This is a genomic window from Nonomuraea purpurea (assembly GCF_042650645.1).
Classification (GTDB): domain Bacteria; phylum Actinomycetota; class Actinomycetes; order Streptosporangiales; family Streptosporangiaceae; genus Nonomuraea; species Nonomuraea purpurea.
Genome location: NZ_JBHSBI010000041.1, coordinates 61,370 through 87,002, shown reverse-complemented (window position 1 = coordinate 87,002; position 25,633 = coordinate 61,370). Strand labels below are relative to the sequence as shown.

General features: G+C 70.4%; 23 protein-coding genes. 10 read left to right on the top strand and 13 right to left on the bottom strand.

All coding sequences use genetic code 11. From position 1 onward, the window contains the following. The coding region (locus tag ACFOY2_RS48950; RefSeq protein WP_379535032.1) for a CBM35 domain-containing protein at positions 1 to 1,861 on the top strand (1,861 nt) is incomplete at its 5' end. Between the two features lie 62 nt (positions 1,862 to 1,923). On the opposite strand, the gene ACFOY2_RS48945 is transcribed toward ACFOY2_RS48950, so the two are convergent. From ACFOY2_RS48945 to ACFOY2_RS48925, 5 genes are all read right to left on the bottom strand, one after another. Further along, positions 1,924 to 2,934, bottom strand: coding sequence for an endo-1,4-beta-xylanase (locus ACFOY2_RS48945; protein ID WP_379535031.1), 1,011 nt, complete (start codon positions 2,932 to 2,934; stop codon positions 1,924 to 1,926). A gap of 236 nt (positions 2,935 to 3,170) precedes the next feature. Beyond that, positions 3,171 to 4,079, bottom strand: coding sequence for a carbohydrate ABC transporter permease (locus ACFOY2_RS48940; protein ID WP_379535030.1), 909 nt, complete (start codon positions 4,077 to 4,079; stop codon positions 3,171 to 3,173). Further along, positions 4,079 to 4,987: a carbohydrate ABC transporter permease gene (locus ACFOY2_RS48935; protein WP_379535029.1), complete on the bottom strand. Its 909-nt coding sequence runs from the start codon at positions 4,985 to 4,987 to the stop codon at positions 4,079 to 4,081. The genes ACFOY2_RS48940 and ACFOY2_RS48935 overlap by 1 nt, the downstream gene beginning before the upstream one ends. Before the next feature lie 18 nt (positions 4,988 to 5,005). Next, entirely contained in the window at positions 5,006 to 6,253 is a 1,248-nt protein-coding gene (locus tag ACFOY2_RS48930; RefSeq protein WP_379535028.1) for an extracellular solute-binding protein, read from the bottom strand. Between the two features lie 202 nt (positions 6,254 to 6,455). Then, positions 6,456 to 6,698 carry a cell division protein CrgA gene (locus ACFOY2_RS48925; RefSeq protein ID WP_379535027.1) on the bottom strand — a complete coding sequence of 81 codons (243 nt, stop codon included), beginning with the start codon at positions 6,696 to 6,698 and terminating at the stop codon, positions 6,456 to 6,458. Positions 6,699 to 6,897: 199 nt separating this feature from the next. Here ACFOY2_RS48925 and ACFOY2_RS48920 point away from each other — a divergent pair, with 199 nt between their 5' ends. Both ACFOY2_RS48920 and map read left to right on the top strand, forming a co-directional pair. Further along, the gene (locus tag ACFOY2_RS48920; RefSeq protein WP_379535026.1) at positions 6,898 to 7,998 is read left to right on the top strand and encodes a glycoside hydrolase family 43 protein; all 1,101 of its coding nucleotides are present in this window, start codon (positions 6,898 to 6,900) and stop codon (positions 7,996 to 7,998) included. A 108-nt stretch (positions 7,999 to 8,106) separates the two neighbouring features. Beyond that, complete coding sequence (gene map / locus ACFOY2_RS48915; RefSeq protein ID WP_379535025.1) at positions 8,107 to 8,931, top strand: type I methionyl aminopeptidase; 825 nt, start codon at positions 8,107 to 8,109, stop codon at positions 8,929 to 8,931. A 10-nt stretch (positions 8,932 to 8,941) separates the two neighbouring features. Here map and ACFOY2_RS48910 read toward each other — a convergent pair whose 3' ends face one another. The 8 genes from ACFOY2_RS48910 to ACFOY2_RS48875 form a co-directional block, all read right to left on the bottom strand. Then, complete coding sequence (locus ACFOY2_RS48910) at positions 8,942 to 9,373, bottom strand: lasso peptide biosynthesis B2 protein (protein WP_379535024.1); 432 nt, start codon at positions 9,371 to 9,373, stop codon at positions 8,942 to 8,944. Then, positions 9,370 to 9,645 (bottom strand): lasso peptide biosynthesis PqqD family chaperone, encoded by a 276-nt coding sequence (locus ACFOY2_RS48905; RefSeq protein ID WP_379535023.1) that lies wholly within the window; start codon positions 9,643 to 9,645, stop codon positions 9,370 to 9,372. Before ACFOY2_RS48905 ends, ACFOY2_RS48910 begins: the two co-directional genes overlap by 4 nt. Continuing rightward, positions 9,642 to 11,456 carry an asparagine synthase-related protein gene (locus ACFOY2_RS48900; protein WP_379535022.1) on the bottom strand — a complete coding sequence of 605 codons (1,815 nt, stop codon included), beginning with the start codon at positions 11,454 to 11,456 and terminating at the stop codon, positions 9,642 to 9,644. Before ACFOY2_RS48900 ends, ACFOY2_RS48905 begins: the two co-directional genes overlap by 4 nt. Positions 11,457 to 11,656: 200 nt before the next feature. Beyond that, the gene (locus tag ACFOY2_RS48895; protein WP_379535021.1) at positions 11,657 to 11,785 is read right to left on the bottom strand and encodes a lasso RiPP family leader peptide-containing protein; all 129 of its coding nucleotides are present in this window, start codon (positions 11,783 to 11,785) and stop codon (positions 11,657 to 11,659) included. A 133-nt stretch (positions 11,786 to 11,918) separates the two neighbouring features. Continuing rightward, a complete protein-coding gene (locus ACFOY2_RS48890) occupies positions 11,919 to 13,190 on the bottom strand; it encodes a hypothetical protein (protein WP_379535020.1) in 1,272 nt (423 codons plus the stop codon). A gap of 6 nt (positions 13,191 to 13,196) precedes the next feature. After that, positions 13,197 to 13,748: a hypothetical protein gene (locus tag ACFOY2_RS48885; RefSeq protein ID WP_379535019.1), complete on the bottom strand. Its 552-nt coding sequence runs from the start codon at positions 13,746 to 13,748 to the stop codon at positions 13,197 to 13,199. 71 nt (positions 13,749 to 13,819) lie between these two features. Further along, positions 13,820 to 16,723, bottom strand: a complete 2,904-nt coding sequence (locus tag ACFOY2_RS48880) for a M48 family metalloprotease (protein ID WP_379535018.1) — start codon at positions 16,721 to 16,723, stop codon at positions 13,820 to 13,822. Continuing rightward, entirely contained in the window at positions 16,723 to 17,238 is a 516-nt protein-coding gene (locus ACFOY2_RS48875) for a hypothetical protein (RefSeq protein WP_379535017.1), read from the bottom strand. Before ACFOY2_RS48875 ends, ACFOY2_RS48880 begins: the two co-directional genes overlap by 1 nt. Before the next feature lie 474 nt (positions 17,239 to 17,712). Between ACFOY2_RS48875 and ACFOY2_RS48870 the strand changes: the two genes are divergently transcribed. Genes ACFOY2_RS48870 through deoC form a run of 7 tightly spaced genes read left to right on the top strand, consistent with a single transcriptional unit; the run spans position 17,713 to position 25,631 of the window. Continuing rightward, positions 17,713 to 18,699 (top strand): substrate-binding domain-containing protein, encoded by a 987-nt coding sequence (locus ACFOY2_RS48870; RefSeq protein WP_379535016.1) that lies wholly within the window; start codon positions 17,713 to 17,715, stop codon positions 18,697 to 18,699. 38 nt (positions 18,700 to 18,737) lie between these two features. Further along, positions 18,738 to 19,790 (top strand): galactitol-1-phosphate 5-dehydrogenase, encoded by a 1,053-nt coding sequence (locus ACFOY2_RS48865; RefSeq protein ID WP_379535015.1) that lies wholly within the window; start codon positions 18,738 to 18,740, stop codon positions 19,788 to 19,790. Between the two features lie 2 nt (positions 19,791 to 19,792). Beyond that, the gene (locus ACFOY2_RS48860) at positions 19,793 to 21,307 is read left to right on the top strand and encodes an FGGY-family carbohydrate kinase (protein WP_379535014.1); all 1,515 of its coding nucleotides are present in this window, start codon (positions 19,793 to 19,795) and stop codon (positions 21,305 to 21,307) included. Continuing rightward, complete coding sequence (locus ACFOY2_RS48855; protein ID WP_379535013.1) at positions 21,304 to 22,248, top strand: sugar-binding transcriptional regulator; 945 nt, start codon at positions 21,304 to 21,306, stop codon at positions 22,246 to 22,248. Before ACFOY2_RS48860 ends, ACFOY2_RS48855 begins: the two co-directional genes overlap by 4 nt. Next, complete coding sequence (locus tag ACFOY2_RS48850) at positions 22,245 to 23,732, top strand: sugar ABC transporter ATP-binding protein (protein ID WP_379535012.1); 1,488 nt, start codon at positions 22,245 to 22,247, stop codon at positions 23,730 to 23,732. Before ACFOY2_RS48855 ends, ACFOY2_RS48850 begins: the two co-directional genes overlap by 4 nt. Then, positions 23,729 to 24,718 carry an ABC transporter permease gene (locus ACFOY2_RS48845; RefSeq protein WP_379535011.1) on the top strand — a complete coding sequence of 330 codons (990 nt, stop codon included), beginning with the start codon at positions 23,729 to 23,731 and terminating at the stop codon, positions 24,716 to 24,718. Before ACFOY2_RS48850 ends, ACFOY2_RS48845 begins: the two co-directional genes overlap by 4 nt. Then, positions 24,711 to 25,631, top strand: coding sequence for a deoxyribose-phosphate aldolase (deoC, locus tag ACFOY2_RS48840; RefSeq protein ID WP_379535010.1), 921 nt, complete (start codon positions 24,711 to 24,713; stop codon positions 25,629 to 25,631). Before ACFOY2_RS48845 ends, deoC begins: the two co-directional genes overlap by 8 nt. Positions 25,632 to 25,633 lie beyond the last annotated feature (2 nt).

The window sequence follows — 25,633 nt, the reverse complement described above, 5'->3', positions numbered from 1 at the left end:
CATGTACGGCGGCATGCAACCCGGCTTCTGGAACGACGGCGCCCACGGCGTGATCACCGTCCAGCGCGGCGGCGCCAAGACCCAGTACGTCCACGTGCTCACCAAGCCCAGCACCGACCAGGTACGGCTGCGCGACAACGGCTACCGCGTCACGAAGGTCAGCGACCTGCGCACCGGCGAGCAGTTGCGCTTCACCCAGTCCGGCGGCTACCTGAGCATCCTCGGCATCACGAAATGGGATGACTACGACACGGTCTTCAAGGTCGAGACGGCCGGCCGCCAGGGCTTCCTCACCGGGATCAAGGCCGGCGCGTCCGCGGAGAAGGCCGGGCACCCGGCCGGCGCGCTCGTGGACGGGAGCTTCGAGAACTACTGGGACTCCGACGGCCAGCTGCCGGTCTCGCTGACGCTGGACCTCGGCAAGCCGAAGAAGATCGCCTACCTGGGGGTCAACCAGCGCGAATGGTCGCCCACCTACGCCAGGGTGACGTTCGGGCGGCCCGAGGACTCCGCGCGGATCAAGGACTACCGCGTCTACGTCAGCGACGACGGCAAGCGGTGGGGGACGCCGGTGCGGGCCGGCGCGATGCCCAGCGCGCGCGGCATGCAGATCATCGACGTGGGCGAGCAGCGTGCCCGCTACGTGAAGCTGGAGGTGCTCAACACCTGGGCGGGAACGCAGGCGCCGCGCTTCCACGGCAACCTCCGGATCGACGAGATCCAGGTCGCGGACTCCTACCCGGTCTCCCGCGACACCCTGCCCCTTGAGGCCGAGCGGCAGCAGCGCACGGGCAAGGCCCGCGTCGAGCGATGCGCCGCCTGCTCGGGCGCGGCCCAGGTGACCGGGCTGAGGGACGGCACGCTCACCTACCGCGACGTGACGGTCCCGGCGGCGGGCGAGTACCGCCTGCGGATCGACCACACCTCCCCCACGCCGGCGACGCTGTCCGTCGCCGTCAACGGCGCGGCTCCGGTCCAGGTGCGGGTGCCGGGCGACAACAAGGGCGTTCCCGCCTCCACCTCTCTGCCCGTCCCCCTGAAGGCCGGCCCCAACACGATCACGCTGTCCGGGGACGCGGGAGTGGACCGCATCGCCGTCGCGCCGATGCCGCCCGACTCGTACGTCCCCAAGACCACCCTGACCGTCGACCCCTCGGGCCTGCAGTGGGCGGGCCCGGGACAGCAGACCCTGCGGGTCTCGGCAACGCTGCGCCTGGACAGCGAGGACGTGCTCGACGAGGTCGCCCTGGCCCCGGTCGCCCCTGCGGGCTGGACGGCCAAGGGCGAGACGGTCAAGGCCGACGCCCTACGGCTCGGGCAGAGCATGACCGGCTCCTGGACGCTCACCTCGCCGCCCGGCCAGGACGTGAGCGCGGCCGACATCCCGATCACCGCCACCTTCCGGTCACTCGGCCGCCCGAGCACGGTCACGAGCCAGGTGGGGGTGCGTCCGCGTCCGGCCGACCGGGTGTTCATGCGGGAGGCCGAGGACTCACGCAACCAGATCGGTGAGGCGGGCATCACCAACTGCGCGGCCTGTTCCGGCGGGCAGAAGGTGCGCAACATCGGCGGCGGTCCTGACCAGGGCAGCGAACCGAACGCGTACGTGCTGTTCGAGGACGTCACGGTGCCGGAGGCCAAGACGTACACGCTGTCCATCGACTTCACCGTCAACGGCGACCGGTCCTTCTTCGTGACCGTCAACGGCGGCAAGCCGATCGAGGTGAAGGTGAGCGGCGTGGGCAACACCACCCTCTACACCACCTCCGTGCCCGTCACGCTGCGGGCCGGATCCAACACCATCAAGTTCCACAACGACACGACGCCGGCCCCCGACCTCGACCGCATCTCCCTTGGGTGAGTGAGAAGCAGGTGCCGCTCCAGGAGGCATGCCTCCTGGAGCGGCACCTTTGATCGACGGGTTCAGGACGGCGAGCCGGCGTTGAGGGCGTTGAGGACCGAGGTGTAGGCGGGCTTCTTGTTGCCGTTGCCGTCGAACAGCAGCGGGGTGTCGCCGGGGCGCCAGGAGTCGCTGTCGCGCACGCCCCACACGGTGATGCCCACGCATCGCGGCACGGCCAGGCAGTCTTTGGTCACGTTGGCGTAGGTCGTGGCAGAGGCGCCTTGGATGTCCAGTTCGGTGATGGCCACGTCGACGCCGAGGGCGGCGAAGCTCTGCAGGGTGGTGCGGAAGTTGCTGTTGTACGGGCTGCCGCTGTTGAAGTGGCTCTGGAAGCCGACGCAGTCGATCGGCACGCCGCGCTGTTTGAAGTCGCGCACCATGTTGTAGACGCCCTGGGTCTTGGCCCAGGTCCAGTTCTCGATGTTGTAGTCGTTGTAGCAGAGCTTGGCGGCCGGGTCGGCGGTGCGCGCGGTGCGGAAGGCGGCCTCGATCCAGTCGTTGCCGGTTCGCTGCAGGTTGGAGTCGCGCCGGCCGCCGGAGTTGCCGTCGGCGAAGGCCTCGTTGACCACGTCCCAGGCGTAGATCTTACCCTTGTAGTGGGCCATGACGCCGTTGATGTGGTTGATCATCGCCTGGCGCAGCGTGCTGCCTGACAGTGACTGCATCCAGCCGGGCTGCTGGGAGTGCCAGGCCAGGGTGTGCCCGCGCACACGTTTGCCGTTCTGCACGGCCCAGTTGTAGATGCGGTCGGCATTGGTGAAGTTGAACTGGCCCCGGTTCGGTTCCGTGGCGTCGATCTTCATCTCGTTCTCGGCCGTCACCATGTTGAACTCGCGGCCGGCGATCGTGGTGTACGCCGAGACGCCGAGTTTGCCCGCGGCGATGGCGGCGCCGAAGTACCGTCCGCTCTGCGCGGCCGCGGCGCCGAGCGTGCTCGCCGCCGCCTCGGCCGGGGCCGGCGCCGTCAGCGCCGTGAACACTGCGAGCACGCCGAGCGCGCCGGCAACCAGCCGCCGGATTCTATCGCCCATGCCTGAGCCTCCATACGTGACCGTGGAAAGGGGGACGTGGAATCGGCGCACACCACCAGGGCGCCAACGGACTCAGTGTGGAAACCTCACCGAAACATGTCAACCCCACCCTGAAAAGTTTCGACCGCCAGCCGCCCATGAACACGATGCTCACGCTTCTTGGCAGCAGTTCATCGCTCCGAAACTTTCGGTCGCCGCTGAACGTTTCATCACAGAGGCCGCGTCTCGGGGCCGGATCAGCCCTTCAGCCCGCTGAGCGCGATGCCGCGGGTGAAGTAGCGCTGGAAGATCAGGAAGAAGACGATCGTCGGGATCGAGGCCAGCAGGCCGCCCGCCATGATCGCACCCTGGTGGTCCGGCCCGGCATAGTAGGAGTTGAGCCTGGCCAGCGCGACGGGAAGGTTGGCCATCTCATCGCTCTGCACGATGATGAGCGGCCACAGGAAGTTGTTCCACTCGGCGAGCACAATGAAGATCGACATCGCCGCGAGCGCCGGCCGCAGCAGCGGCAGCACGATCCGCCACCAGATCCGCCACTCCCCCGCCCCGTCCACCCGGGCCGCCTGGATCAGCTCGTTCGGCACCGACTGCAGGAACTGCACCAGGAAGAAGAGCACGAACGCCTTGGCCAGCGCGGGAACGACGTAGGCGGCGTAGCTGTCCAGCCAGCCCAGGTTCCGCATGATGACGTAGTTCGGGATCAGCGTGGTCTGCCAGGGCACCATCATCGAGGCGACGATCATCAGGAAGATCGTGCGGCGGCCCCTGATGTCGTGCTTGGCGATCACGTACGCGGCCAGCGAGCAGATCAGCAGCGACCCGACCGTGATCGCGCTCGTGATGAGGAGACTGTTGAACAGGAACCGCCAGAACCCGAAGTCCACCTGGAAACGCTGGAAGATGCCCTGCATGTGGCCCGGGTTGACGCGTTCTGGCGACCAGTCCTGGTCATAGAAGTTGGCGAAGGTGGGCGAGCGCGGCACGAACGACGGCGGCGTCCTGGCAAGTTCGGCCGGCGGCTTGAACACCGTGATGAGCAGCCAGTAGAACGGCACGACCATCGTCAGCGCCAGCAGGTAGAACGGCAGGCGCAGCAGGTGCCCGTTGAGCCGGGAAGGGGCGATCGTGTCCAGGGGGGCGGCCATCACAACTCCTTCATGGCGCGGCCCAGGCGCAGGTTGGCGAGGCTCAGCACGAAGATGATCAGGAAGAGCACCCAGGCGATGGCCGAGGCGTAGCCCAGCTTGAAGTGGGTGAATCCCTGGTCGTACAGGTAGGGCACGATCATCAGGCCCGAGTCGAGCACGCCGCCGATGCTGTTGGTGCCCCGGAAGACGATGTAGACCGCCTCGAAGACCTGGAACGCGCCGATCAGGCCGGTCACGACGACGTACGTGGTGACCGGGCGCAGCAGCGGCAGCGTGATGTGGCGGAACCGCTGCCAGGTCGAGGCCCCGTCGATCTTGGCCGCCTCGTGGTACTCCTCGGGGATCGAGCCGAGCCCGGCGACGTACAGCACCATGCCGTACCCCATGCCGCCCCACACCGCCATCAGCACCAGGATCGCAATCGTGAGCCCCGGCGTGGCCAGCCAGGCCACCGCCCTGCCGCCGAACCAGCCGGCGATCGTGTTGGCCAGGCCCACGTCGCTGGGGAACAGGACCCACTTCCACATGAGCATGAGCGCGATGGAGGAGGTCACGGAAGGCAGGAAGAACAGGGTGCGCATGATCCGGTGCGGCCAGCTCGTGCCGCTGAACGCCAGCGCCAGTCCCAGCGACAGCAGCGTGCCGAGCACGACCGAGGCCACCACGTACAGGGCCGTGTTGCTCAGCGCGTGGCGGAAGCGGGCGTCCTGCGCCAGTTGCAGGAAGTTCTCCAGACCGGTGAACGTGGCCGGGTTGATTCCGTCGAACGTGGTGAAGCTCAGGTAGAGCGAATTGGCCAGCGGCCAGAGCAGGAACCCCGCGAACAGCGCGAGGAAGGGCAGCAACATCGCGTAGGAGGTGCCGTAGCGGCGCAGCCGGCTGCGCAAGGGGACGGGACTCGCCATTGTCGGGCTCCAGGTTCGCTAACCGGCGTTGCGTTCCATCACCTTGGCGGCCTCGGCCAGCGCGGTCTTGACGTCCGCCTTGCCGAGGATGGCCGACTGGAGTTGTTTGGACACGTCCGGCGCGCTCTCGTCCCAGCCGGGGCAGCCGGGCGCGGCCTTGCCCGCCCTGATCGACGCCTCGAAGACCTGCGCCTGCTCAGGCGTGAACGACGAGGCGTTCACCACCTTGTCGGGGCGCGGCGGGATGTAGGGCAGGTTCCGCTTCCTGGCCTCCTCCACGATCGCGGCGATGGCTTCGTCGCTGTACATGAACGCGACGAAGTCGGCGCCCGTCTGGGCGTACTTGCTGAAGGACGTCACGCCGATCGCCCGCCCGCCGATGAACGTGGTCGGCCCGGCCGGGCCCGCGGGCAGCGCGGTCATCGCCCACTTGCCCTTCAGCTTCGGCTTGTTGACGTCGATGCCCTTGGCGATCCAGTTGCCGCCCACCACCAGCGCCGTGCCGGTGTCGAGGGCGTCGGACGCCTCCACGCTGGCAGTCGGCGCGCCGTGCTCGCGGTAGAGATCGACCCAGTACTTCAGCGCCTGCTCGGCCTGCGGGGTGTCGAGCGAGGGTTTGCAGTCGGGGGTGTAGAACGTGCCGCCCGCCTGGTAGAGGTAGTTGAAGTAGCCGATCCAGTCGAGGTTGCCCCAGTCCTGGCTGTAGGGCTTCTTGATCCCCGCCGCCTTGAGCTTGCCGATGTCCTCGACGAGTTCGTCCCACGTCTTGGGCGGACTGTCGATCCCCGCCTTCTCCAGCAGGTCGGTGCGGTAGTAGAGGGCGAGGGTGGACATGTCCAGCGGCACGCCGTACACCGAGCCGTCGGGGGAGGTCGCCGACGCCCACTGGGCGGGCTGCGCCTGCGCCTTCAGCGACTCCAGGCCGTGCTTGCGCAGGTCCACCATGGCGCCCCTGGCGCCGAACTGGATGGTCCACGTCATGCCGCCGGAGATGATGTCGGGCCCGCTGCGGCTGGTGGCCGCCGCCAGGAGCTTGGCGTAGGCGTCGTCCCACGACAGGGTCTGGACCTTGACCGTCACGTTGGCATGCTTGCGGTGGTAGAGGTCGGCCGCCTTCTGGAAGATCGCGGTCTCGTCGTCGCCGCCCGTGGACCAGAAGGTCAGGGTCGCGGGCGCGTTCTGGTCCGCCTGCTCGGTCCGCGTCTGGCCGCTGGTGGCACAGGCCGCGCTCAGGACCGTCAGCAGGATCGTGCTCCAAGCCGCCATGGTTCGTCGCATTGAGACCGTCCGATCTATCGCCCCTATGTGTAGGGATCTCACCACTTAATCGGGTAAGTGACAATAGATGGCCATGAAAGTTTCATGGAGCGGTCCATTATTACTATCACCTGATGAATGGCGCACTTCTGCGACTGCTTCGGACCGGAAGAAACGCACCCGGCTGTACCGGTTCCGCGGCTTCGAGAGTTCAGGACCTACGACGTGACCGCGCGATCGCGATCACCACCAGAATCAGCGCGAACACCACGCCCAGAACGAGGAACGCGAACCCGAACAGCAGGTTCCAATTCCCCAACTCCCTTATGACGGGGAGCAAGGGGCTCACGTAGTACACGACGATCCACAGGATGCCGATGAGCCACGAGGCGGCCATCGCCAGCGCCGGCAACAGCAGCACGCGCCCGGCGCCCGTTCCCTTGTCAGAGGACACTCGTTCACTCCTGTTTTCAGCCGGAAATCGCACCTACCGACACGCGGGATCAGCCTATCCCCTTATCAGGGCCCGTTCCGCTGGAGATTGGCAACCGCCGTTTGTCGGGAGCGGCAATAGGCGAACCCTTGAATCGGCGTCCAATCTGTTAATAAACTTTACTTAAAGTTTCTCGGAGCCCGCAGGCAGCAGGAGCCTCATGAAAAGACATGCTCTTCGACTGGTGGTCATCGCCCTCACCCTCACCGCCATCGGCGGCATCGCCGCCTCCCCCGTCTCCCTCGCCAGCTCCGGCACCGCCGAACCCGCCGAACAGGCCGTGCCCCTCGGCCGCACCACTCTGGGTGGCGCCGACCCCAGCGTCATCCGGGTCGGTGACCTCTACGTCGCGGCCAAGTCGGTGAACGGCGGCATCGCCGTGCGGACGGCGACCACTCTCGCGGGCATCGCCGCCGCGCCCCCGCGCCAGGTGTGGATGGACACCGGCAACCTCGGTGAGGTGTGGGCGCCCGAGATCGTGCACCACGACGGCCGCTACCACATCTACTTCGCGGCGGGCCGCAGCGCCGCCCACCGGATGTACCACATCAGCTCCGCCACCGCCGACTCCGGCTATTCGGCCGCGACGAAGGTCGCCCTGCCCGGCGACAAGTGGGCCATCGACGGCGTGCCGTTCACCTTCAACGGCCAGCGCTGGTTCGTGTGGTCCGGCTGGGCGGGCGACACCAACGTCGAGCAGAACCTCTACATCGCCCGGATGAGCAGCCCGACCACGACCACCGGCGGCCGTTACATCATCTCCCAGCCGCGGGAGCCGTGGGAGCGGGTCGTCGGCAACCCGTTCATCAACGAGGGCCCCGAGCCGATCCTCGACCCGAACGGGCAGTTGCACATCGCGTACTCCGCGAACGGCAGCTGGAGCAGCAAGTACTGCCTCGCCGATCTGCGCCTGCGCTCCGGTGGCGACCCGACGTACGTGTGGGACTGGTACAAGAGCAACGGCTGCCTGTTCGGCTCGTACGCGGAATACATGATGGCGGGCTGGACCCCGACGCTGCAGGTGGACGGCCCCGGCCACCACACGTTCGTGCTGGAGCGCGGGGACATCGCCACCAGCCCGCCGTCCGGCAACCGGTTCCCGACCATGTACCACGCTGTCGCCAAGGGCACGCCGTACTCGTGGTCCAACCGGTACTGGTACACCGGCACGGCCGTCTGGTGGAGCAAGACCACCTACCGGCGGGCGAACGTACCCGGCCCCACCACCGACGTCGGGTACAGTCTCAAGTTCTTCGAGTAGCTGTTGCAACTCGCGGATGACCTCGTAAAGAGTCAGGGACTGGTATTACTATACCGGCAAGCGCTAGAGTACCGGTATAGTAATACCAATATGTGACGCGAGGTACTCGTGATCGAACTGAAGACGCCTGCGGAGATCCAACGCATGCACGTGGCCGGGCGTTTCGTCGGCGAGGTGCTCTCCGAGGTCGGCCGACTCGCCGACGTGGGCGTCAACCTCCTGGACCTGGAGCGCCACGTGCGCGGCATGATCAAACAGCGCGGGGCGGAGTCGTGCTACTGGGACTACGCGCCGTCCTTCGGACGCGGCCCCTTCCGCAACGTCATCTGCCTGTCGGTCAACGACGCCGTCCTGCACGGCCTGCCCCACGACTACACCCTGCGTGACGGCGACGTACTCAGCGCGGACCTCGCGGTCGGCGTCGACGGCTGGGTGGCCGACTCGGCGCGCACGGTCGTCGTCGGGACCGCCGCCGAGGAGGACCTGCGGATCATCCGCGCCACCGAGGAAGCGTTGGAGGCGGCGATCGAGGTGGCACGTCCGGGCAACCGCCTGGGTGACATCTCTGCGGCCATCGGGGCGGTGGCCCACGACTACGGTTACCAGGTCAACACCGAGTTCGGCGGCCACGGCATCGGCCGCACCATGCACGAGGGGCCCCACGTTCCGAACAAGGGCCGGGCAGGGCGCGGCCTCACGCTCCGGCCGGGCCTGACCCTCGCGCTCGAACCCTGGTTCGCCCGCACGACCGACCAAATCGTCTACGACGCCGACGGCTGGACCATCCGGTCGGCGGACGGCTCGCGCACGGCCCACTCCGAGCACACGGTGGCCATCACCGAGGACGCCCCCTTGGTGCTCACCCGGCGTGAACCGGACAACCCGGCGACGCGGGCCGATTCCGCCGGCCGGCTCTCCACAAAGAAGGCCTGAGCCGCCCTGTTCAGCCGATGCCGGTTCGAAGCTCTCTGTCCGGAGCGATGACGATCGTGACCCGGTAGTGGCGGGGCGGCTCGTCGACGGGGTGGCCGTCGGCCTCGATCCAGGCATGGGCGCCGAACGGGTGGACCCGTATGCCCGCGCACCAGGTGGGCCAGGATCCGCGCAACCGGCACAGCAGGGCGGCGGCGATGGAGCGGGGCAGGCAGCCTTCCCCGGCACACGACAGGCTGACCGCGACCACCGCGTCCCGTGCCGCTCTGGCCTGCTCGGCGGTCGCGGGCGCGGCACCGCGGCGGGCGAACGTCAGCACCGCGCGGATGCGGGCCGGCGGCAGGCGGGCGATCAGGTGCGCGGCGGCCACGGCGGCCAGCGCCGGCAGGCGGCGGCGCCAGGGCAGGCCGGGCCGGTCGGCGGGCACCATGGGCACGCTCATCGCGGCTGCTCCCGGTCGACGGTCTCGACGATCAGGTTCGCGGTGCGCAACTGCGCGACTAGCGCGGCGATGTCCGCCTCGGCGGTGGGCATCGCGGCCGGATGGGTCCGGACAAGGTCGCGGGCGGCCCCGTCCTGGCCGTGTCCCGCCAGCAGGCTGCGCAGGACGAGCGCGGCGGTGGCGTTCAGCTGGCGGTAGCGGCCGGTGCGCTCGTCCAGGAGCACGGCAACCTCGTCGATCGGGGTGAGAGTGACGCCGGGGCGAAGCCTCACGCGCACGACTCCTCCTGGGTGGGATAGGCGAGAAGGGCTCGTAGCCAGTTCTCGGCGGCGATGAAGACGTCGAGTGCCAGCACGCCCGGCCCGCCCTCGGCCGGGGTGCGCACGCAGGCCCGCTGCAGGGCGGCGGCGTCGGCCAGGCCGCGCTCCACCAGCAGCGAACCGTCGAGCAGGGTCAGGAGCTGGTCGCGGTGGCGGCGCAGCCCCTGGTAGATGTCGGCCGAAAACTCGCCCTTGGTGGTGCGTTCCAGGCATTCGGCCGGCATGACCGGGCGCATCGCGGCCCGGGTGAGCGGCTTGTAGGCGCCAGGAAGCGCCCGCTGGTCCAGCCGTACGGCCAGGCAGGCGGCGACCACGTGGTCGTCCAGATAGGGGGCGTGCACGGGAGCGCCCACGCGGCCTGTCAGGACCCGCACGCCGTCGACGGAGGCGGCGATGGTACGGACGCTCGACAGGCTCTGGTGCTGGGCGCGCAGGGGGGAGTACGGCTCGGCCGTGCACGTGACGAGCCGCCGGCGGACCGCGTCCGTCGCAGCCTCGCTCGTCCAGTCAGGCAGGCGTAGGGGTTGCTCCCATCCGAAGTCCGGCCGCAAGCGGGACAGCGGCGCGCTGAGCGTATCCGCCTGATCCGCCAGCCAGGCGGCATAGGGACGCCGGTCGGCCAGCGCGCGGGCGCACGCCCACAGCGGCCATCGGGCCCTGGACCGCTGCTCGCGCAGGTGGGGCCAGAGCGCCGCCGGGTGGCGATGGGCCAGGTCGTGCAGGTAGCAGTCGGGCAGCAGGGTGACCTCGTCACCGCCGTGCCCGGTCAGGCGCACGGCGGCTCCTCGCCCGGCCAGCAGCGCCGAACTCGCCAGCTCGCGGGCCAGTGCGCGCAGCCACCGCGTCGGCTCGTCCAGCCCGGGAACGGCCTCGGCCGCCCCGGCGAACCACTTGGGCACGTCACCGGGCCTGGCCACCCCGTGCTCGCCCGGGAGATGCGCCCGCGCCCGGGCCGCCCACTCCGGGTCGTCATGCTCGGGATCGTCGATGGCCAGGACGAACGTGATCAGCTTCGCCGACCGCTCCCCGGCCGCCGCGGCGGCGAGGAAGCTGACCGGCGTGGAATCCAGCCCGCCGGACAGATCACTGGCCACCACCGCGCCCTCGCCGATCCGGGCGGCAACGGCCTCCTCGAGGGCCGCCCTCACCATGGGCGCGCCTTCCTCCAGCGCTACCTCCGGCTCCGGCGCCCGCCACCAGGCGCGCAGCCGCACCCCGTCCGCGTCGATGTGCGCCGCCTCACCGGGCGGCACCATGGCGACCCCTTCCCACAGCGGCTCGGCCAGCGCCGGCGGAACCGCCATCAGCAACCGCACCGCCAGAGCCTGCTCGTCCACCGCCGCCCGCGTCAGCGCGGCCGGCACCGCCGCCCGGCCGGACGCGACCACCGCCCCGCCGGCCCGCGCGTAGTACACCCGCCGCATGCCCGAAGCGGTGCCCTGCACCCGAACCTGCCCGCCCACGACGGCGACCAGATGGAAACTGCCGGGCAGCGCCGCGGCCACCGCGTCGGCGTCCGCCAGGCACCCCAGTCGCGCCGCCATCCGCCGGAGCCGACCGGCGGTGACCGGGCACGTGCCGATCACCGCCAGCCGCGCGTGGCCCGCCTCCGCGTGGACGATCTCGCCGGGCGAGGCGGCCAGCAGACACGGACGGCCGGACGCGTAGCTCAGCACCACCGCGCCGTGCAGCGCCTCAGCGAGGGCTTCGCCGGCGGCGCTGTCGGGCAGCACCGCGAACTCCTCGCCGCTCAGCTTGCGCACCGGACCCCTCGCCTCACTGGTAGTAGTAGACCAGGTCCGTCCGCGGCCCGGCCGTGCCGCTCGTCAGCTCCCCGATGTCGAGCATCCGCGGGGGTTCGTACGGCTCGTTGCCGACCATGACTGGTGCCTTTCTCCTGGGATGTGCCGGCTGTCCGGACCCGTACCGGGCTCCGCGGGACTCGATGGGCACGGTGGCCTCATCACCCCTTGAAGTAGAAGATGCCGTCCATGCTGAGCATGCCGTAGCCGCGGGTCAGCTGCCCGAACTCGCCGATCTCGAGCAGCTGCGGGGGCTCGTACGGCTCGTTGCGCTCGTTGTTGTCGATCATGACAGGTCCCTTCGTCCGTGCGGCGGATCGCCGCGTCACCGTCAGTGAAGACCCACGCTCCCGCTGTCCAACAGGAGTCCGGACGCACTCAGACACACTCGGACGCGCTCGGACAGGCGCGGCACCGCGACCGTTACCTGACCGTGGACGATTTCGGCAGGTCGGGGAGGGCCGCGACCTTCTGGCTGTTGTCAGCCGCCAGGCGCACCAGGCGCTTGTACTCCGTTTGAGTGAGTGCGACATCAGACGTACGGATCTGACCGCGGTATTGGCCGCTGCTCGGCCCGTCGGCCGAGACCGAGGGGCCGGTGGCGGTGCACGACAGGTCGGTCGACTGGCCCGGCTTGATCAGGACGGCGCCCGAGCAGTTGGGGCCGACCCGCACCGGCACCCCGTCCCGGTCTATGACCCACAGGTAGTTCACCTGGACGGCTTCGGAGGCTTCGGCATCCGCAGTTGAGCCGAGGAACGTGACGGTCACCCGGGCATCGAAGATGCAGAGGGTCGGGGCGCACTTGCCCTCGTAGTCACGCAGAATCTGGGTGGTCACGCGGATCCGCGGGTTGACCGCTTCGCGCGTCATGGTGAGCTTCGACTGGAAGTCGGTGGAGAACCGGTTCACCGCCTCCCGTGACATCGCCTCGATGTTGATCACGGTCGATCCGCCGGAGAAGCTGATGCGGTCGACGAACCGAGCGCCACCCACCAGTTTCCTGCCCAGGCAAATGGTCATGTCGTCGGCCTGGATGGGGGTGCACGAGTGATCGCCTACGGTGACGGGGGCGCCGACGGAGATCTTCTCGTCGGGGATCCGTTCCAGCAGCAGGGTTTTCGCCAGCGCCGGGGGCGCCAAGGTCGTGGCGAGGTCTTGGGAGAAGAAGATGCCCGGTGCCACCAGTGAGGGGTGTTCCGCGAGCACCGCGGACTTTTCGGCCATGCCGAGCGACTGCCACGCTTCGGTGTTTCCCCGCAGGAACGACTTGCCGTCGATGGCCACGTAGTCGAGTGGGGAGCTGTCGGACATCGTCAACGTGCCCAGTGCGTCACCGGGGTTGCTGACGACCAGGTCCAGTCGGGCGTCGCCGTGGTCCTTGACGCCCATGGTGCCCGTGTAGTGCAGAGCTGGGGCGCCGCGCAACAGTGCCGCGGAGCGGGCCAAGTCGGCGCGCAAGGATGAATGGGGGTCGCCCGGCCCGATGTCGATGACTTCGAGGCTCCACAGGAGCACGGCGACGGCGACAGCGAGTGCGCCCAGTGCGATCAGCGCGGCACGCCGTCGTGAGCGGCGGCGTGCGGGTGGGGGCGGGTGCTCGCCGGCGTTCTCATCGCGTCCGTCGCTGTCCTCGCCTGCGGCAGGAGGCGGCGGGATTTCCGGTGGGACGGGCCGGGCCGCGTCGTCAGTCATCTTCCCTCACTGGGTTTGTCCGCTGCGTGGGGTGAGGCAGGTAACGGGGATGATCGTGGGATAGGTGTAGGACTTTTCCACGACGACCTTGCCGTCGATGGTGATGCGGCAGGTGGTGGTGCCGGTCCCCGCGATGTCATCGCGGTCGGGTATGGACCCGGTATCGCAGGAGCCGCCGCCGATCGCCCGGCCGATGCAGCCGGTCCCGTTGGCCGACAGGTGGACCCACGGGTCCTTGCCGTCAACGGTGAGCGTGACCTTCCACGGCGATTCCGCTGACAGATCCCTCTTGTCTTCTTCTCCGATCGTGGTGATGCCCTGGGGTCCGGTAGCCGTGCCGAAGTAATTGATCGCTATCGGCCGTCCGTAATCGGAGATGGCCTCTAATACGACGGTGTGGCGCTCGACCGGTTCCTTGTCCTTGGCGGTGCCGCTCTTGTCGCTGCCGCACGCGGTCAGCGCGAGCGCTCCGCTCAGCACGATGACCGCAACCCGTCCGGTCACGCCCCGCAATGGCCGCTTACGCCTCCGGGCGGTATCCACCTCGACGTTCACCATGGCGCGACTGTAACGTCACTGAGAGCGAGGAGAGCCACCGTTATGCGCGATTGCTATGTGCGCGTAGCCCGTCACGGGGTTTTGCGCCGGGTCGCGCCCGACTTGGCGAGCCAGTAGATCATCGCGTCCGCCGAGCCGGCGGCGTCTTGGTGCGCGGCCGTGGCGGCCCTGGCGGTCGCGGAGCCCGGATGCGTGGTGAGATTCCGGCACGCGGTGGCCAACTGCCGGTAGCGGGTCAGCACGCCTGACCACACCAGTTGCCCGGCCGGGTTGGGCACGGTGAAGTACGCGCCGGCTCGCTTCGTCACCCGGGCCAGCTCAGCGCACGTGGTGTTCAACTTGCCCATCGCCGTGGCGAACTCCGCGTCGGAGGTGGAGCGCGCCACGGCCTCGAACGCGGTGGTGTACTCACGCGCCACCGCGGAGAGCGCGTTGATGTGGTCCAGTCCCCCGGCCGCTGCCCACGCCTGGCCCTGGATCCGCGCCATCGACGCTGAGGGAGCCCGCGTCGACTGATCCAGCATCGACTCCGGCGGTTTGGCGGACCGAGTGCTCGAACGGAACGTCTGGACGGTGAGCACCGTCGTGCCGACCCCGGCCGCGACGACCGCGACGGCCGCCACGCGGGCACCGCGCTGCCCCACCCGGCGAAGCGGCCGTTCCGCGGTGGGCCGCGCTGCCGGGTGCTGCCCGCTTCGGCCGCGCCGTCGCCAGAGCAGCCCGGCGCCACGGCCCGCGAAGGCGGACAGGCCGGCCACCAACGTCCCCAGGGCCAGCGCGTAGGCCAGTTCGATCCTCACCAGGGGCCAGGCCACGTCCGGCCACCATCGGCACGTGTTGGTCATGGTGTTGAGCGGGCCGAGGCAGCCGTCCGTACTCATCAGGAGGTAGGTGCCTCCCGCGCCCAGCAGTGCGGTGATACCCGCCGCGACCAGCCCGGCCAGCAGCCATGCCGAGTCCGTCACCGCGGCGACGACGGCGGCCGTCAGAGCCATCGCGCCGCAGATCACGAGGACGGGCCACATCAGGTGCGCGAGCTGGAACGGGCCCGTCATGCGCACGGCCGCCGGGTCCGGCGTGTGCATGTGGGCCCGCGCCATGGCCAGCCCGGCCCAGCAGACGAGCCCGCCGGCCAGCCCGGCGGCCAGGAGCCGGCCCGGCCCGGACTTGTTCGGGGCGAGCGGCGCGGCCGTCTCCGGCAGCGCTCCGGCAAGCCATTTCGGGCGGCGCGCCGGCGCGCGGATCGCCAGCGCCAGCAGCGGGAGCACCCAGAGCAGCACCCCGGCCCACCACAGGCTCTCGGCGGAGGCGTCGGTGCCGGGAAGGACGCCCACCACCGCGACGACTTCCAGCAGCGGCCCGATGTGCGCGGGCGGCAGCCCGGGCAGACCGTACGAGCCCAGAAGTCCGGCCGTCGTGAACGGCCACCCGTGGGTCAGGACCTCGCCCTGGACGTACCACCAGTACAGCACGGAGGCGAGCGCGAGCGAGGGCGCCGCCAGGCCCGCGAGCATGGCCGGGCCCAGCGAGCGCCCGCGCCAGGACCTGAGCCACCACTCGGCGTTCTGCGCGGTCCACGTCATCACCAGCACCAGCGCGGCCACGAGGATCGAAAGCGCCTCGGGATGCGCCGGCAGCCACTGGTTCCCCGCGGCTCTCGGGCCGGTCAACTCGCCCACCGCGATGCCGAAGCCGAGCCACAGACCGACGGGCCATCCCGGCGGGGCCGGCCGTCCCGTGAGGAGGGCGTACAGCACGGCACGCCACAGCGCGACGCCGCCGATGCCCACGACGAGTCCCGCGATGAGCACCGCCTTGGCCGGAAAGAGGCCGTACGGCAGGCTCCCGAGGTGCCAGACGAGAATGTCGGCCACCAGGCCGGTCAGGAACAGGGGCAGCCTCTCCAGCGCGAACAGCGCCTTCGGGTCGGTCAGCGACGTCCGGCGCAGGGCCGAGGACGGGTGCGTGCGCCAGAGTTCGACGAACCCGGCGAACAGTCTCGACCACACACCGGAGCGCGGCGGGGCGGGGACCTCCCAGGGCTTCCGGCTCGCGCCCCAACGCGCCGCCATGAGATCGGCGTAGATCTCACGGTTGCGCAGGATACCCGCGCGCGTGAGGTAGACCGCCAGCACGATCAGGCCGCCGAGGACCCGGTCGTGCGCGTTGAACGGGGCGAACTGGCCCCGGGCGTCCGGGGTGCCGGCGAAGAAGAGGATGTCCAGGCCCACCGCTGCCCACGGAAGCAGGACCAGGACGAAGAACACCCGCCACAGGGCGATGGTGACGTAGGTGACACCGACGTCCCCGTTGCGCAGGTGCGCGAGTTCGTGCAGCACCACGGCGCGAAACCGGTCGCGTTGCGTGTCGCTCGTGGCGACCAGACCGCCGTCCAGGCAGACCGTGTGCCCGCGCCAGCGGCCGAACGCGACGGCGTCGGCCGTCGACGCCGCCCCCGGGTCGACGACGAAACGGGGTGGGCGGGTGAGTCCGGCGACGGACACCAGTTCGTCGAGCAGCGGTCGCAGCCCGCCGTGTACGTCCATCGCGTCCAGGGGCGTGACCTTGGAGCGCCGCGTCCTCCACACCGGCAACAGCCAGTACACCGCGACGACGGTGGCGATCGCCACAGCCCCCACGCCGAGCGACACCCCGCTGAAGTCCTGGCTGTACCGCGCCGTGCACTCCTTCAACGCGGACGCGTTCTGGGTGTACTGGACGTAGCTCGCGTTCATCGACACGCCGGGATCGATACCTGCCGCCAGCCAGCAAGCCGCCGCCTTGTCGGCCGTTTCTGACGACGCGAGGAGATGCCAGACGGTCCCGGGGAGCATGCTCGCGCCGGCCGCCGCCAACAGCAGCAGGAGCAGGATGAAACGCAGTGTCGTGCCGGCCGCGAGGACCCGCTCGTCGAGCGGGACCGAGGCGGGCCGTTCCCCCGCCTTGGGAGCGGAATCGGCCGGCAAGCCGGCCATCACGCCTCGCCGCGGTCCGGACCGGTCAGCTCCGGCCCGGCCAGCACCAGCCTGGCCACCACCGCGTCAGCGATCGCCGACGCGCGCTCCTCTTCCAGGCCGCGCCGCGCGGCCACCTCCAGCACCGACTCCCGTACCTCGGCCAGCTGTTCACGGGTCAGCGGCGGAACCATCACGGGTTCGGCCGGCCTGCGCAAGAGCTTGCGCAGCGCGGACCTCGCCTTGCCGGCCCCGGCGTCCACCCCGGTCTCCACGAGCCGCTGCGCCACATGGTTCACCGCCAGCCACACCACGGGAGTCACCAGCGCGGCAACCTCACCGAGGCCGAAGCCCAGGGTCTCGCGCCGCCGGCCACGGCCGCCCAGCCGCCGTACGACCGTGGCGTCGTCGAACCCGGCCAACCCCGCCACCAGCGGCAGTTCCTCCGGCGCCACCTGGGCCACCACGTCATGGACCAGGTCGCGTACTCGCGTCGCGTCCGTCCGGCCGCCGGACCGAGCTGCTTCAGAATCCATGAATCCCCCGCTTTGTCACGTTCCGGGAATGGATATGGCGCCGTCCAGGAGCACCATCGTGGCCGAAGGAACCCGACGACGTAGGCGGAACCTGTGAAACGTGCGGATTCGCTCTCGCTGATCCAGCCGACCTCGCCGATGACGTTGACATGGCGACGCAGCCGGTTGGGCGGTGAGGCGCCGATCAGGCGTTCGGACTCGGCATCTGGCTGCGACCTCGCGGGGCACGAGCGAAGTGAACCATTCCGGGTTGGTTGGAGGCTCCGAGCCACACGCTCCGGCGCACCACATGCCCGCTGCGGTCCCTCAATCCACCACCTCGGCCCGCGGCACCGCCCCCGACCAGGCCAAACAGTCCCGGGCGGGTGATCACATCTCAGAATCTGCTCATATGAGCAAAATATGGCTCAAGTGTTGCATGGAGGTTAATACGCGACTTACGGTGCGTTATCTACGTCACATACGGAGGCCCATATGAGTGCATTCCGGTCGCTCTCAATCCCCGCCCTCCTCCTGGTCACCGCCTTGTCCGCATGCTCGGTGTCCACCGCCCCCGGCGGATCCGCCGAGGGCACGGGCAAGCCGGCGGACGGCCCGGTCGCCATCGGCTTCAGCCAGGCGACCCAGCAGTCCCCCTTCTACGTCCAGCTCCGCGAAGGAGCGGAGGCAGCCGCGAAGGAGGCCGGTGCCACGCTCTACTTCGCCGACGCGGGCGGCGACGTCACCAAGCAGAACAACGACATCCAGGACCTCATCACCCGCCAGGTCGACGTCCTGCTCGTCAACCCGGTCGACCCGCAGGGCGTCCAGCCGGGCATCGCCGCGGCCAAGGCGGCCGGCGTCTCGGTCGTGACCGTGGACCGGCCGGTGCCCGAGGGCGCTGTCGCGCAGGTCGGGCGGGACAACAAGGCGATGGGCGCGCTCGTCGGCAAGCGGCTCAGCGAGCAGCTCGGCGCCAAGGGCGGCACGGTCATCGAGATCCGCGGCGACGCCGGCGGCGCCGTGGCCCGCGACCGCAGCGCGGGGTTCCACGAGGCCGTGGCGGCCAATCCCAAGATCAAGATCATCGAGGGCCCGTACTCGGACTACGTGCGCTCCAAGGCGGTCACCGCGATGCAGGACCTGCTCCAGGTCCACCCCGACGTGGCCGCCGTCTACGCGCACAACGACGACATGGCGCTCGGCGCGTTGCAGGTCCTCAAGGAGAACGGCAAGGGCAAGGTCCTGGTCGCCGGGGTCGACGGGCTCATGGAGGCGGTCAAGCAGATCCCGTCCGGCCAGTACGTGGCCACCGCCCTCAACGACCCCATCTCGCTCGGCTCGAAGGCCGTGGAGACAGTGCTCAAGGTTCGCAACGGCGAGAAGGTCGAGCCGTCCATCGACGCCGGCACGGCGCTGATCGACACGGACAACGCGGCCCAGTACGCCGGGGCCGGCGAATTCGCCGCAGCCGCCCAGTGAGCACGCGCCAGCCGGCACGTAAGGAGAAAGGCAGAAGAATGTCGGAAACCATGCAGGCCGCGGTCCTTCACGCCCCCGGCGACATCAGGGTCGAGCAGGTGCCCGTGCCCGAACCAGGCCCAGGCGAGGCGCTCGTCCGGGTCGCGGCCTGCGGGGTGTGCGGCTCTGACATTCCACGCATGCTGCGCGCGGGGGCCTACCACTTCCCGATCATCTGCGGCCACGAGTTCTCGGGGCACGTGGTCGCCCTCGGCGACCGCCTGGCCGCCACCGGCCGCGTCCGCGAGGGCGACCTGGTCACCGTGCCCCCGCTCATCCCCTGCCACGCCTGCGCCCCCTGCAGCCAGGGCAACTTCAGCCTGTGCAAGGACTACGGCTACTTCGGCAGCCGCAGGGACGGGGCGTACGCGCAGTACGTCACCGTGCCGGACGAGAACCTCATGGTGCTGCCCCCCGACCTGGACCCGCGGGCCGCGGCCATGCTCGACCCGGCCGCGATCGCGCTGCACGCCCTGTGGCGCACCCGGATGCGCGGCAGCAAGCGGGTGGCCGTGGTGGGCGCCGGCCCGATCGGGCTGTTCGCCGTGCAGTGGGCCAGGATCGCCGGAGCGTCCGACGTGCTGGTCATCGAGCTCAACGAGCGCAAGGCCGCCATGGCCGCCGAGGCCGGCGCCACGCACACCGCGACCAGCGCGCAGGAGGCGGCCGAGCTGACCGGGGACGGCTACGACGTGGTCATCGAGTCCGCGGGAGTGCCCGCCACGGTCGACCAGGCCGTGACCCTGGCGGCCCGGCACGGCGAGGCGGTGTTCATCGGCATCCCGCACGACCCCGTGGTACTGCCGAAGGCCACCTTCAGCTCCTTCCTTCGCCGCGAGGTCACCCTGCACGGCGCCTGGAACTCCTTCTCCGCGCCCTTCCCCGGGGAGGAGTGGCGGGTGGCCGCCAAGGCGCTGGCCTCGGGCGACCTCGCGTGGAAGTTCATGATCACGCATGAGCTGGGGCTGGACGCGCTGCCCGAGACCATGGTCAGCCTGGGTGAGCGCTCGATCTTCAGCTCCAAGGTCCTCTTCCTGCCGAACGAGGAGTGACAGTGACGGCTTTCCTCGCTCTCGATCTGGGCACCGAAGGCGCGCGGGCCGCGGTCTACAGCGTCGAGGGTTCGCCGATGGGGACGGGACACGCCTCGTACCCGACGAGTTTCCCCCGGCCCGGATGGGCCGAGCAGGATCCGGACGACTGGTGGCGGGCGAGCGTCCACGCCGCCCGCCAGGCGCTCGCCGAGGCGGGCCGACCGCCCGTCGCCGGGGTCGCGGTGGCGACCACGGCCTCGACGGTGGCCGTCCTGGACCGGCACGGCCGCCCGCTGCGGCCGGCCCTGCTGTGGATGGACGGCCGCGCGAGCGAGGAGTCGGCCCTGACCGCCGCGACCGGCCACCCGGTCCTGCGTTACTCCGGCGGCAGCGACGCGGTCGAGTGGCTGGTGCCCAAGGCCATGTGGCTGGCCCGCCACGAGCCTGAGACCTACCGCGCCGCCGCGCGCATCGCCGAGGCGGTGGACTACATGGTGTGGCGGCTCACCGGACGATGGGCGGCCTCGCGGATGAACGCGGTCTGCAAGAGCAACTACGACCCGCGCGGCTCGGGCTCCCCGCACGACCTGTACGCCTCGCTCGGCATCGGCGACCTGGCCGGCAAGCTGCCGGACGAGGTCGTGCCCGTCGGCGACCCGGTCGGGCCGCTGGACGTGCGGGCCCGCGAGGAGCTGGGCGTCACCGGTCCTGCCGTCGTCGTCTCGGGCGGCATCGACGCGCATCTGTCGCTGCTGGCCATCGGCGGCGCCCCGGAAGGGCGGGTGTCGATCGTCTGCGGCACGTCCAACGCGTTCGTCACGGAGATCGACGAACCGGTCTTCCCTTCCACCGTCTGGGGGCCGTACCCGGACGCGCTGCACACGGGCCGCTGGCTCGTGGAGGGCGGCCAGGTGAGCGCGGGATCCGTGCTGGCCTGGGCGGGCGAAAGGCTCATCGGGCGGCCCCGGAGCGAGCTCGGCGACCTCATCAAGGCCGCGGCGGCGCTGCCGCCGGTCGAGCACGGGCTGATCGTCCTGGACTACTTCATGGGCAATCGCACGCCGCTGCGCGATCCGCGCCTTCGGGGCGCGGTGCTCGGGCTGACCCTGGCCAGCTCTCCCGAGCAGGTCTACCGGGCGGCCGTGGAGGGCGTCGCGTACGGCACCCGCCAGGTCGTCGACTCCTTCACCGACGGAGGGATCGCCGTCGACGAGGTCTTCCTGTCCGGCGGCATCCGGCACAACGAGCTGTGGCTCCAGACGACCGCGGACGTGCTCGGCCGGCCGGTCCACCTGGTCGCCGGTGACAATCTCACGCTGCGCGCCTGCTCGGTGCTCGCCGCGGCCGGCTCCGGATGGCACGCCTCGCTGGCGGAGGCGGCGGCGCAGTACGCGCCCCAGGTGCGCACGGTCGAGCCGGTCGCCGAGCACGTGGCGGCCTACCAGGCCGGTTACGCCGACTACCGCGCGGCCACGCAGGCCACCACAGAGATCTCCCACCGGCTGAGCGAGCCAGGACGGAGCTCCGGCGCATGACCGATGACGACCAGCTGTATCAGGTGGCCGTGCGCTACTACGAAAGCGGTGAGACGCAGGAGCAGATCGCGCACGCGCTGCACCTGACCCGCTGGAAGGTGGGGCGGATGCTGGCCGAGGCGCGCGAGGTCGGCATCGTCCGGATCGAGGTGCTGCATCCGCGTTCCCGGGTGCGCGTCCTGGAACGCTCGCTGAAGGAGCGGTTCGGGCTGCGGGACGCCATCGTGGTGGCCGGCGGCGGCGACCGTGACGACGAGCAGGTGCGCGACCGGGTGGCCGCGGCCGGAGCCGACCACCTGACGGAGATCCGGCCCGTGCCCCGGCTGATCGGGGTCTCCTGGGGGCGGACGCTCGACCGGCTGGCCGGAGGGCTCGCCCCCGGATGGGCCACGGGCGTCAACGTGGTGCAGATCAACGGCGCGCTCAGCCGGTCACGGCAGCCGACCAGCGCGCACAGCATGGCGAGCATGATCGCCCACCACGGCGGCGGCACCGCGACGCTGCTGCCCGCGCCGGCGATCCTGGAGCAGCAGAGCACCCGGGCGGTGCTGGAGAGCGACCGGGCCGTCTCCGACGTGCTCACGCTGGCCGCCGGGGCGGACCTGTTCCTGTTCAGCCCCGGCGGCATGGGCAGCGACTCGGTGCTGGTGGATTCCGGCCAGATCGACGCCGACGCCCTCGACAGGCTCTCCCGGGCCGGCGCGGTCGGCGACGTGCTGGGCCGCTTCATCGACGCGCGGGGCCGGATCGTCGACCCCGACCTCGACGGCCGCACGCTCGGCCTGTCCCTGGACGCCCTGCGCTCGGCCACCACCTCGGTCGCGCTGGTCAGCGGCGAGGCCAAACGGGCGGTGTGCCGGGCCGTCGTGACGAGCGGGCTGTGCGACGTGCTGATCACCGACGACCAGAACGCCATCCACCTGCTGGAGGAGGTCTCATGACTGAACGGCTGCACATGACCGGCATCGTCAAACGCTTCCCCGGCACCGTCGCCCTGGACGGCGTGGAGCTGAGCGTGCGCGCCGGCGAGGTGCACTGCCTGCTGGGCGAGAACGGCGCAGGCAAGAGCACGCTCATGAAGATCCTGGCCGGCTCCTACCAGCCCGACGAGGGCACGATCCTGCTGGACGGGCAGCCCTTCAGGCCCGCCACCCCGCACGCGGGCCTGGCGGCCGGCATCGCGGTCATCTACCAGGAGCTGGACCTGCTGCCCGACCTCACCGTCGCGCAGAACCTGCTGCTGGGCCGGGCGCCGCGACTGGGTCCTTTCGTACGCCGGGCACGGCGGGCGAAGCTCGCCGGCGAGGCACTGGACCGGGTCGGCGCCTCCTTCCCGGTCACCACCCGGGTCAGGGACCTGCCGATCGCCGCCCAGCAGCTCACCGCCATCGCCAAGGCGCTGACCGCGGACGCGCGCGTCATCGTCATGGACGAGCCGTCGGCCACGCTCGGCGAGAGCGAACTGCTCGCGGTGTTCGAGGTCATCCGATCCCTCACCGCGGAAGGACGCTCGGTGATCTTCATCTCGCACCGCATGGACGAGGTGATGGAGATCGGCGACCGCGCCACCGTGTTGCGCGACGGCCGCACGGCCGGCGTCTACGACCTGGCCTCGACCGGCCAGGACGAGATCGTGGCCGCGATGATCGGCGAGGCCGGCGAGCTCGTGGGAACCACGGAACGGGCCGCGCCCGAGGGCGAGCCGCTGCTCGGCGTCGAGCGGGTGCACGTACCCGGGCTGCTCGACGTGCGCGGCATCGAGGTGCGCCCCGGCGAGGTCGTCGGGCTCGCCGGGCTGGGCGGATCGGGACGCACCACGCTGCTGCGCGCCCTGTTCGGCGACCTCAACGCGCAGGTCACGGCCAAGCTGGACGGCCGCCCGCTCAAGGTCGCCAGCCCGGCCGCCGCCGTGCGCGCGGGCCTGGCGCTGGTACCGGAGAGCAGGAAGGAGCAGGGCCTGATGCTCGGGCTGTCCGTGAGCCGCAACGCCGCGATCGGCGCGCTCGGCCGTCCGCCGTGGTTGCTGCCCGGCCGGCTCGGACGGCGTCTCGCCCAGCCCGCGCTGGCCGGCCTGGGCGTCAAGGCGTCCGGCCCCGGACAGCCCGTGGGCCAGCTGTCCGGCGGCAACCAGCAGAAGGTGGTGCTGGCCAAGTGGATCACCCGCGGCGGGATCAAGGTCCTGCTGCTGGACGAGCCCACGCGCGGCCTGGACGTCGGCGCCAAGGCCGACCTCTACCGGCAGGTGCGCCACCTGGCCGACCAGGGCGTGGCCGTGCTGCTGGCCAGCAGCGAGCTCAATGAGCTGACCGCCAACGCCGACGCCATCCAGGTCCTGTACGAGGGCCGCAACGTCGCGCGCTTCGACCCTCGGGTCAGCCCGGAAAGCGTCATCGCGCACACCGTCATCACAGGAGCCGCACCATGACCGCATCCATCGGATCCACGGTGGCCTCGGCCGTCCGCTCGCGCCGCGGCGCCGACCTGATCGTCAAGTCCAATCTGCTGCTGGTCTTCCTCGCCTTGTGCGTGGTGGCGTCGCTGCTGGCCCCGCAGTTCCTGACCGGCCGTAACATCGCCAACCTGCTGCAGCAGTCGTCGCTGACCGGGATCGTCGCCATCGGCATGACCATGGTGGTGCTGACGGCGGGCATCGACCTGTCGGTCGGCAGCGTGGCGGCCTTCGGCGGGATGACCGTCGCCCTGCTCATGGCCGCGGGCGTGCCGGTCCTGCCGGCGATCCTGCTCACCGTGGCGGCCGGCGCGGCGTTCGGCGCCGTCATGGGCGGCCTGTCGGCCTATCTGTCGCTGCCGGCGTTCATGACCACGCTGGCCGGGCTCACCGCCATCCGCGGGCTCACCTATCTGCTGACCGACGGCAAGCCCGCGGAGGCCGGAGGTTCGGAGGCGTTCCAGCTGCTCGGCGGCGGGTTCATCGGCTATGTTCCGATCGCCGGGATCATCTTCGTGGTGATCACCGTCCTGGCCGCCGTGGTGCTGCGTGGCACCACGTTCGGCGAGTACGTCTACGCGGTCGGCAGCAACAAGGAGGCCGCGCGGCTGTCCGGCCTGCCCGTGCGCGGCGTGATCACCACCGTGTTCGCCGTGTCCGGGGCGCTGGCGGCGCTGGCCGGGGTGCTGCTCACCTCCCGCCTGACCGTGGGCCAGCCCACCGCCTTCAACGGGCTGGAACTGGACGCGATCGCGGCCGTGGTGCTCGGCGGCACCAACCTGTTCGGCGGCCGGGGCGGCGTGTTCGGCACATTCGTGGCGGTGCTGCTGCTGTCGGTGCTGCGCAACCTGTGCAACCTGCTCGGCCTGGGCTCCTTCTTCCAGATGGTGGTGACCGGCCTCATCCTGCTGGTCGCCCTCATCCTCAACATGCTGATCGAGAGGCGTGGCGCTCGTGCCTGACACCATCCCCGGCTCGTTGCGGGCCTATCTTCACGGGCTTCCCGGCGTCGACGAGGTCGGCGTCAGCAGGCGCGCGGCCGACCTGGCCACCCGATCCGTCAAGACCACGGCCAAGCGGCACGCGATCGACCTGGCCATCAGCATGGTCGACCTGACCACCCTTGAGGGGGCGGACACGCCGGGCAAGGTGCGCGCGCTGGCGGCCAAGGCCATGCGGCCCGACCCGGCCGACCCCGCCGCTCCCCCGGTCGCCGCGCTCTGCGTGTACCCCGACCTGGTCGCCGTGGCCGCCCGGGCCCTGGCGGGCAGCGGCGTCGGGCTCGCCTCGGTCGCCACCGGCTTCCCCGCCGGTCGCACGTCGCTGGAGGTGAAGCTGTCCGACACGGCCGCGGCGGTCGCCGCGGGAGCGACCGAGATCGACATGGTCATCGACCGTGGAGCGTTCCTGGCAGGCGACTACCGCAAGGTCTTCGACGAGATCACGGCCGTCAAGGAGCGGTGCGGCGCGGCTCACCTGAAGGTCATCCTGGAGACCGGCGAGCTGGTCACCTACGACAACGTACGGCGGGCGTCCTGGCTCGCGCTGCACGCCGGGGCCGACTTCATCAAGACCTCCACCGGCAAGGTAGCGCCGGCCGCCACCCTGCCGGTCACCCTGGTCATGCTGGAGGCCGTCCGGGACTACCGGGCCGCCACCGGACGCCAGGCGGGGGTGAAACCGGCCGGCGGCATCCGCACCACCAAGGACGCGATCCGCTATCTGGTGCTGGTCAAGGAGATCGCCGGGGACGACTGGCTGGATCCGGCGTGGTTCCGGCTGGGCGCCTCGACGCTGCTGAACGACCTGCTCATGCAGCGGACCAAGCTCACCACCGGCCACTACGGCGGGCCCGACTACTACACCATCGACTAGGG